Genomic DNA, 10,451 nt, shown 5'->3' on the forward strand with positions numbered 1-10,451 from the left:
GGCCATCGGTCCAGGGGCGTTTCTTTTACACGGGGGGTTACTTCATCGCATCAGCAAAGCTCTGCACGAACGCGGCGTTATCGATGATTCGATCATGGGTAGAGTCGATCAGTACTGACTGCTCAATACACGGCCGGCCCATAACCTGCGCCATGCTTGCCTCAATTAACTGACGATGCTGCCCTGCCCGGCTCGCAGCGGCCCACCAGCAATTGATCGGTGCCTGGATCGGCTTGAAGTCGGCGTCCTTGAGACTCTGGCCAAGAGCACGGTCGAGTTCCCAGGAGATCTGCGCTTCGTCGCCCTCAAGCAAGCTGGCCTTGACCTCCACATAGGTCTCACCAAGCGCGCCTTCGGCCCACGTGCTGAACGCCTGCCATTGCTGCACCTCGTCTTCAGAGAGCGCCTGGCTTTGCAACCACGCTGCCTGAATCAACGCGCTCGACTGCGCAAACATCACCTGCAATAACTCGACACGCCGCTGATTAACCGGCACTTCACTGTCATCGGTCATCACCGCCGTGTCCCAATAGACCTTGAGCCAGTGCGGCGGCGATGCATCGATCCAACCGACAACCTCGACCACACGCCCCGCCTGTTCCAACGCATACGCGACCTCCATGGCCAGGTTGCCACCCAGGGACCAACCGGCCAGGCGATAAGGGCCTTCGGGTACGGCATCGAGCAGTTGCGCAGTGTAGTCATCGACCATTGATTGCCAGTTGGGCACGTCACTGCCCTCCTCGACCAACGCCCGACTGATCACCCCCAGCACCGGCCGTTGTTCGCGCAGTGCCAGGCCGATGGCCTTGTAGCAATGCACCGAACCAAAGCTTGGGTGGAACAGGAACAGTGGCGTGCCTTGGGTCTGGCTGTTGAGTTTGACGATCAGCGAGTGGCGGGTTTCACCACCCAGGCAGGCCACCTGCCCCGCAATGGTCGGGTTAAGCATCAGTTGGCTGACCGACAGCGCTGTGCCGGTCGCCTTGCGGATGCGCTCCTTGAGCCTCAACACCAACAGCGAATGGCCACCCAGCTCAAAGAAATTGTCATTTAACCCGACGCGTTCAACCTCCAGGACCTCGGCCAAAATCGTCGCGAGGCGCTGCTCCAGCTGCGTCTGCGGCGCCTGATAGACGCGTTCTTGCGCGTGCGCATCAGGCTTGGGCAACGCCTTGCGGTCCAGCTTGCCATTCGGGCTCAGGGGCATTTGCGCCAGCAGCACCCATTGCGCCGGCACCATATAGTCCGGCAAGTGCGCCAACAGGTGTGCGCCCAGGGATTCACGCCAGGTTTCGCTCGGCGCCAGCAACACCAGATAGCCCACCAGGTGCTTGCCATCAACCACCTGGACCGAGGCTTCCTGCACCTGTGGATGTTCAAGAACACGCGCTTCAATCTCACCCAATTCAATGCGCAGGCCACGCAGTTTGACCTGATGATCCAGGCGCCCAAGGTATTCGATAACCCCGTCGGCACGCTGACGCACGCGGTCGCCGGTACGATACAGGCGCGCTCCGGGCGCGAACGGTGAAGCAACAAACCGTTCGGCGGTGAGCCCAGGGCGTCGATGATAACCGCGTGCCAAGCCGATACCGCCCAGGTACAACTCACCGGCCACACCCACAGCGGTCGCTTGCAGTTGTGCGTCCAGCACATAGGTGCACAGGTTGGCGATCGGCTGTCCAATGGGCACCGTGTCACGCCCTTCGTCGAAGCAGGTCCAGTGGGTCACGTCGATGGCGGCTTCGGTCGGGCCATACAGGTTGTACAACGCGGCTTGCGGCAACTTGCGCAATACCTGCTGTTGCGCATCCACCGGCAGCGCTTCGCCGCTGCACACAATGCGTTGCAAGGAGTGGCAGGAAGCAACGGCCGGGTCTTGCAGGAAAGCCTGCAGCATCGACGGCACAAAGTGCAGCGTAGTGACCTGTTCGGCGTTGATCAACGCTACCAGCCTGGCCGGGTCGCGGTGATCACCCGGCGCAGCCACTACCAGGCGTGCGCCTGTCATCAGCGGCCAGAAGAACTCCCACACCGACACGTCGAAGCTGAACGGGGTCTTTTGCAGCACCGTGTCACGGGCGTTCAACCCGTAGGCTTCCTGCATCCAGCACAGGCGGTTGGTCAGCGCACAATGGCGGTTGCCCGCACCTTTGGGCTGGCCGGTGGAGCCGGAGGTGTAGATCACATAGGCGAGGTTTTCGCCGCTCAGCACGCTAATGGGATTGGCTTCGCTGTAACTGTCGACATCGGCCTCGCCCAACACCAGCGTGTCCACTCCGTGTGGAATCGGCAATCGACTCAGCAGATGGGCCTGGGTCAGCAACATACTCACGCCGCTGTCTTCCAGCATGTAGGCCAGTCGCTCGCGTGGGTATTCCGGATCGAGCGGCACATAAGCGCCACCGGCCTTGAGTACCGCCAACAGGCCGACGACCATGTCTATCGAACGCTCCACGGCCAGCCCCACCAACACGTCGGGGCCGACACCGGCGTCCATCAGGCGATGGGCCAGGCGGTTGGCCCGCCGATTAAGTTGGGTGTACGTCAAGCGCTGCCCGGTAAACACCAGCGCCTCGGCATCCGGCGTGAGTTCGACCTGCGCTTCAATCAACTGATGCACTGGCTGCTGCGGGTAGTCACGCGCGGTGGCGTTCCAGTCTTGCAGCGCGCTACGTTCCTCGGCGTCGCCCAACAGCGGCAACTGGCTGACGCGCTGTTGCGGGTCGTCGAGCATGCCTTGCAACAGATTTTGCCAGTGCCCCAGCATGCGCGTGAGCATGGCTGGTTCGAACAGGTCGGTCGCATAGGTCAGGGTGGCCCAGATACCCTGCGCGGTGGCCTGGGTGTCCAGGCTCAGGTCGAACTGCGCGGTCTGGCTACCCCAATCCAGGCCCTCTACCCGCAAATCGGGCAACTGACGGCCGCGGGTAGCCAACCCCGCCTCGCTCTGATGGTTGAACAACACCTGGAACAACGGGTTATGGCTCAGGCTGCGCTCCGGTTGCAAGGCTTCGACCAGTTGCTCGAAGGGCAGGTCCTGATGGCTCTGCGCATCCAGGCTGCGGTGTTTGGCCTGCTGCAACAGTTGGGTAACGGTGATCTGCTCGTCCACGTCGGCCTTGAGTACCTGCGTGTTGACAAAGAAGCCGACCAACCGCTCGACCTCAACCCGGTTGCGGTTGGCGATCGGCACCCCGACACGGATGTCGTGCTGGCCACTGTAGCGGTACAACAAACCCTGAAAAGACGCCAGCAACAGCATGAACAATGTCACGCCCTCACGCTGCGCCAAAGCGTTAAGCCCTTCGGCGAGCGGCGTCGGCAACTCAAGCTCCAGGCTGGCACCGCGATAGCTTTGCACCGCCGGGCGCGCGTGCGCGGTGGGCAGCTCCAACACCGGTTGCTCGCCGCCCAGCAGCTCGCGCCAATACGCCAACTGACGCTCGCGCTCACCCGCCGCCATCCACTCGCGTTGCCAGTGTGCGTAATCGGCATATTGCAACGCCAGCGCCGGCAACTGCGCGACCTCGCCCTGGCGGTAGGCGCTATACAACTGCACCAGTTCGTCGACCATCACCTGCATCGACCAGCCATCGGAAACGATATGGTGCTGCACCAGCACCAGCACGTGCTCATCTTCGGCCAGGCGCAACAAGGTGACGCGCAGCAGCGGCCCTTGCTGCAGGTCGAAAGGCTTGGCAATTTCGGCTTCTACCTGCTGCTGCAGTGTCTGCTCAGTGGCATCGCCTCGCATGATTGACAACGGTTCGGCAGGCAAAACCACCTGCACCGTGCGCTCATCCTGCTGATTGATGCGAGTGCGCAAGCTTTCATGTCGCGCCACCAAGCGATCAAAGCTGCACTGCAAGGCATGCAGATCAAGGCGGCCGCTCAGGCGCAGAATGCTCGGGATGTGGTAAGCGGCGCTTTGCGGGTCCAGCTGCCAAAGAAACCACTGTCGCTCCTGGGCAAAGGACAGCACTAACGGCTGATCCCGCCCTATCGCCCGCATTGGCGGCGCCAAGTCCTCTTCAGCGGCGTGCAGTGCCAGCACAAAACCCTGCAGTTGCGGCTGCTCAAACAAGGTGCGCAGTGGCACCTCGCGTCCAAGCAACTGGCGCACTCGAGAAATCACCTGCATGGCCAGCAACGAGTGGCCGCCCAACTCGAAGAAGTGGTCCGTCAGGCCAATGCGCGCAGCGCCCAGCACCTGGGCCCAAATCGCCGCGACCTGCTGTTGCAATGGCGTAACCGGTTCAACCCACACGCCTTGCGACTGCGCCGCGTCCGGCTGTGGCAGCCCCTTACGGTCGAGCTTGCCGTTGGGCGTCAGCGGCATTTGGTCCAGGAACATGATGTGCGCAGGCACCATATAGTCAGGCAGGCAGATTTTCAGGGCGCGACGCAAGGCTTCACGGAATGCGACCGGGTCGGTCACGGGCTCAGCGGGCACGACGTACGCCACCAACTGCTTGCCGCTCGGACTTTCCTGGGCCACGACGACCGTTTCACCAACCGCCTGCTGCTCACGCAGGCGCGCCTCGATTTCACCCAGCTCAATACGGAAACCACGGATTTTCACTTGGTGATCGACACGCCCCAGGTAATCCACCACGCCGTCCGCACGGCCACGGGTCAGGTCGCCGCTGCGGTAAACGCGGCTGCCGGGCTTGCCGAACGGGTCCGGCACAAAACGTTCGGCGGTAAGCGCCGGGCGCTCCAGATAACCACGCGCCACGCCTTCGCCGCCCAGGTACAGCTCACCAGCCACGCCGATGGGTTGCAGGTTGAGTTGTGAGTCCAGCACGTAGCCGCTGCGGTTGCCCAACAGTGTGCCGATCGGCGCATAGACCGCGCCGCACGGATCGCCGCGACGGGCTTTCCACAGCAGCGGCGTGACCACGGTTTCGGTCGGGCCGTAGCCGTTGAACAAGTAGGTCGGTTTCAGTGCGCGCCACGCCAGGTCGTAACTGGCCTGCGCCACCGCATCGCCGCCGAAGCAGTACACGCGCACATTGGGCGGGTTGCCATCGCGCTCGGCATGCTCGGCCAACTGTTGCAGGTACACCGGCGGGAACACGGCCATGGTCACGTGGTGACGGTGCATTTGCGCGTAGGTGTATTCCGGCAGCCACAGGCTGTCGTCGCGGATCAGTACGCTGGCGCCGTTGATCAGCGGGTGCATCCAGCCTTCATGGGAACCATCGAAGGCGAAGGACATGAAATGCAGTTCGCAATCGGCCGGGCCGGTTTCATAACGCTCGCCGGTGGCGATGATGTGCGCCACCAACGGCCCGTGGGAAACCGCCACGCCTTTGGGCATGCCGGTGGAGCCGGAGGTGTAGATCACGTAGGCGAGGTTGTCGCCGTCCAAATTGACGCTTGGCGCCGTGTCGCTGTAGCCCGTCCAGTCCTCGGTGCGGTCGATGGCCAAGGTGTCCAGGCCAGCGGCGAGCGGCAATTGCGCCAAGGCACTGCTGTGGCTCAGCAGCAATTTCGCGCGGCTGTCTTGCATCATGTACAGCAAACGATCACGCGGGTATTCGATGTCCAGCGGCACATACACGCCACCGGCTTTCATCACCGCGAGGAACGCCACCATGATTTGCGCGCTGCGCGGCATGGCAATCGCCACCCGCACTTCCGGGCCGACGCCACGTGCGATCAGCGCATGGGCCAGGCGGTTGGCCTGGCTGTCCAGCTCGCCATAAGTCAGGGTTTGGGTATCAAACTTGACCGCCACCGCATCCGGGTTCTCCCGTGCGCGATCGGCGAACAGCTCGTGCACCAGACGTTTGGCGCAGAAGCCGGAATCGGTGCGGTTCCACAGTTGCAGGATGTGCTGCTGCTCGTCGCTGTCCAACAAGTGCAACTGGCCGATATTCTGTTGTTGATCGGCCACCATCGCCTGCAACAGGTTCTGCCAATGGCGGACCATCCGCTCAATGGTGACGGCTTCAAACAGGTCGGTGGCATAGCCCAGCGAGGCCCACAGCCCTTCTGTACTTTCATGCACATCCATGTCGAGATCAAAATGCGCGGTACGGCGTTCCCACTCCAGGCCTTCGATGCGCAAATCCGTCAGTGCTTGCGCCCCCAGGTGACCCTCACTCTGATAGTTGAACATCACCTGGAACAGCGGGTTCAGGCTCAGGCTACGCTCGGGTTGCAGGGCTTCGACCAATTGCTCGAACGGCAGGTCCTGATGGGCCTGGGCCTCCAGCGCACGCTGCTTGACCTGGACCAGCAACTCGGCAACCGTCATGTGCCCGTCGATATCGGCCTTGAGTACCTGAGTGTTGACGAAAAAGCCGATCAGACGCTCGGTTTCCACACGGTTGCGATTCGCGATCGGCACGCCTACGCGAATGTCTTGCTGGCCGCTGTAGCGGTGCAGCAACGTCTGGAACGAGGCCAGCAGTAACATGAACATCGTCACGCCCTGCGCTTGTGCCAGGGCTTTAAGACCTTGCGCCAGGCTGGCAGGCAACGGTACATCCAGGCGCGCGCCGCGATGGCTTTGCTGCGCTGGGCGTTGATGGTCGAACGGCAACTCCAGCACCGGCTGCTCGCCACCGAGCAAGTCACGCCAGTAATCCAGCTGGCGGGACTTTTCACCCGCCTCCATCCACGTACGCTGCCACACGGCAAAGTCGGCGTACTGGATCGGCATCACCGGCAACTGCACAGCCTGGCCCTGGCTGAACGCGGCATAGAGCTGCACCAGTTCGTCGATCATGACTTGCATCGACCAACCGTCAGAAACGATGTGATGCTGCACCAGCACCAACACATGATCGTCCTGCGCCACACGCATTAAGGTCACGCGCAGCAACGGCCCGCGTTGCAGATTGAACGGGCGGGCGATTTCGGCTTCGACTTGCGCTTGCAGATCAGCTTCTTGCACGTCAACGCACTGGACAGGCAACACCACCTGCGCACGGATAACTTGCCGCGCCCCCTCCGCGTGCTGTTCGACGCAGGTGCGCAGGCTTTCATGGCGAGCGACCAACTCATCGAAACTGCGCTGCAACGCCGCCGTGTCCAGCCGCCCCCTGAGGCGCAAGGCACTGGGGATATGGTAGGCGGCGCTGTCCGGGGCCAGTTGCCAAAGGAACCACTGGCGCTCCTGGGCATAGGACAGTGGCAACGGCTGGTCACGACCGACCGCCACCAGTGCCGGCGCCTGCTCACCCAGGCCACCATCCAGCGCGTGCAAAGCGCCAGCAAATCCTTCCAGGCGTGGCTGCTCGAACACCAGCTTGAGCGGTACTTCGCGCCCCAGCGTATGACGCAAGCGTGATACCACCTGCATGGCCAACAGCGAATGCCCGCCCATCTCAAAGAAGTGGTCGGTCAACCCTACCCGCTCGGCACCCAGGATTTGCGCCCATACGGCAGCGACCTGCTGCTCCAGCTCAGTCACCGGTGCCACCCATGCCTGCTGCGATTGGTTGGCGTCGGGTTTGGGCAGCGCGTGACGATCCAGCTTGCCGTTGGGGTTCAGCGGCATGCGGTCAAGGAAGATGATGTGGGTCGGCACCATATAATCCGGCAGTTGTTCGCGCAGCGTCAGCTTGAGGGTTGCGGCGTCTTGCTGCTCGGCAACCAGATAGGCGACCAATTGATTGTCGACGGCCAGCACCAGTGTTTCGCGCACGCAGGGCTGAGCCAACAACAGCGCCTCGATTTCACCCAGCTCGATACGAAAACCGCGGATCTTGACTTGATGATCGACCCGCCCGACATACTCGATGACGCCATCGGCGCGATAGCGTGCCAGGTCACCGGTGCGATACAGGCGCTCGCCGATTTCGCCGAACGGGTCCGGCACAAAGCGCTCAGCCGTGAGCAGCGCGCGGTTCAAATAGGCGCGCGCCAAACCGCAGCGGCTGCCGATGTACAACTCGCCCACCGCCCCCAACGGCGTCAGGTTCAAGTCACGGTCCAGCACGTAAAGGGCGCGCCCTGGCAAGGAACGGCCAATCGGGCTGGCGGTGGCACCGACGATTTCAGCAGCCGCTGAGCAGTCCAGCACACTCGACACCACGGTCGCTTCTGTGGGGCCATAGGTATTGAGCAAGCGTACATGGCCAAGACCGGCTTTCACCCACTGCGCCGGGCCGTCCAGTGGCATGGCTTCGCCACCGATGTGCACCTGGCGAAGCGCGCCATAGGATCGAGGCCCCGCCGCCAGGCAATCGAGCAGGAACAGGTTCCAGTAAGCGGTGGGCAAGTCGGCCAGGGTGATGCCTTGGGCGATGATTTCGTCGTACAGCCGAGCGCTGTCCCACAGCTGCGGCCCGCGCAGGACCACCGTCGCGCCGTGGGTCAGCGCCGGGTAGAGCTGCTCGACGAAACCGTCGAAATTCAAGGTAGCGAATTGCAGTACGCGGTCATCCTGGGTCAGGCGCGAGTAATCGGCGGCCATCCGGGAAAACTCAGTCAGCGCCGCATGATTGATCGCCACACCTTTGGGCTTGCCGGTGGAACCGGAGGTGTAGATCACGTAAGCCAGGTTGTGTTTGTCGACCTTGACCAGCGGGTTGCTCTCGCCGTAGTGGGCCAGCCCCGAATCCGCCACATCCAACGTCGCCATGCCTTCGGGCAGCGGCATCGGCACATGGGATTGCGTCAGCACCAAACGCACACCGCTGTCCTCAAGCATGTGCAGCAAGCGTTCACGCGGGTATTGCGGATCCAGCGGCACATAGGCGCCGCCCGCCTTAAGCACGGCCAACAAGCCAACCACCATCTCGAACGAGCGCTCGACTGCCACACCCACCCGCACTTCCGGGCCGACACCGCGCTCAATCAGCGCATGTGCCAGGCGATTGGCCTGGCGATTCAACTCGGCATAGCTGATGGTGTGTTCGTCCAGGCACAGCGCAACTGCCTCCGGGCGCTGCTGCACCTGGACCTCGAACAACCCGTGAACGCCTGCCGCCGCCTCGAACACGGGGCCACCCTGGTTCCAGGCGTACAGCAAATCACGCTGTTCTGCATCGATCAGCATGGCCAACTGCGCCACACGGGTGTCCGCACGCCCGACAATAGCGCGCAGCAAACGCTGCCAATGCTCGGCCATGCGCTGCACAGTGGGCGCCTCAAACAGGTCCGTGGCGTAGGTCAGCGAAGCCCGGATACCTTGCGGAGATTCTTGAGTATCCAGGCTAAGGTCGAACTGTGCACTCTGGCTGCCCCACTCCAGCGCCTCAAGTGCCAGGCCCGGCAATTGTAGCTCGCCCCGCGACTTATGGGCTTCGGTCTGGTGGTTGAACATCACCTGGAACAACGGGTTATGGCTCAGGCTGCGCTCCGGTTGCAGCGCCTCGACAAGCTGCTCGAACGGCAGATCCTGATGGCTCTGGGCTTCGAGTGCGCGCTGCTTGACCTGGGCCAGCAACTGACTAAAGGGCATCTGCCCGTCGATATCAGCCTTGAACACCTGGGTATTGACGAAGAAGCCGATAAGGCGCTCGGTTTCTGCGCGATTACGGTTGGCGATCGGCACTCCGACGCGGATATCCGACTGCCCGCTGTAGCGATACAACAGCGTCTGGAAGGACGCCAGCAACAGCATGAACAACGTCACACCTTCGCGTTGAGCCAGCGCCTTGAGGCGGCTGACCAACACCGCGTCCAGGTCCATGTCCAGACGCGCGCCGCGATAGCTTTGCACCGGCGGGCGCGGATGATCCAGGGGCAACTCCAATACCGGTTGCTCACCGCCCAACCGCTCAACCCAATAACCCAACTGGCGCTCTTTTTCGCCGGCTTCCATCCAACTGCGCTGCCACAAGGCGTAGTCGGGGTATTGAACCGGCAACTCAGGCAAACGCACATCCTGGCCCTGGCTGTAGCCCACGTACAACTGCACCAGCTCATCGACCATGACCTGCATCGACCAGCCGTCGGAGACAATGTGGTGCAGCACCAGCACCAGCACATGCTCATCCGGTGCCAGCTGCAGTAACTTCACCCGCAACAGCGGGCCTTGTTGCAGATCGAAGGGTTCGGCGACTTCGGCTTGCACTTGAGCTTCGAGTTGCGTGCGCTCACCCACACCCTCAGCGATCTCAAGGTGCAGCTCAGGCTTCACCACCTGTAATACCTGATCGACGTCTTGATGCAGGCAGGTGCGCAAACTTTCGTGACGGGCAATCAAGGCATCAAAGCTGCGCTGCAAGGCCGATCGATCAAGTCGACCTTTCAACCGCAACGCACGTGGCAAATGGTAGGCAGGGCTCTGCGGCTCCAACTGCCACAAAAACCACTGCCGCTCCTGGGCATAAGAGAGTCGCAGCGGCTCGCCTTCCTGACGCTTGAAAACCGGGGCAATCTCAAACAGGTTGATGCCTTGCTGCTTGAGCATTACCGCCAACGCTTTCTTTTGTTGCGCAGAAAGTGAACCTACCGACTCGATTAATGCTTGCACGCCACGC

At 62.2% G+C, this 10,451-nt stretch carries 1 protein-coding gene; it reads right to left on the bottom strand.

Going from position 1 to position 10,451, the window contains the following annotated elements:
• Nucleotides 1-37 precede the first annotated feature (37 nt).
• Nucleotides 38-10,444 (bottom strand): amino acid adenylation domain-containing protein, encoded by a 10,407-nt coding sequence (locus tag HX790_RS00290; RefSeq protein WP_370589357.1) that lies wholly within the window; start codon nt 10,442-10,444, stop codon nt 38-40.
• Nucleotides 10,445-10,451: the final 7 nt, after the last annotated feature.

It is taken from the genome of Pseudomonas sp. IPO3747, assembly GCF_013385245.1.
In the GTDB taxonomy this organism is placed as follows: Bacteria; Pseudomonadota; Gammaproteobacteria; order Pseudomonadales; family Pseudomonadaceae; genus Aquipseudomonas; species Aquipseudomonas edaphica.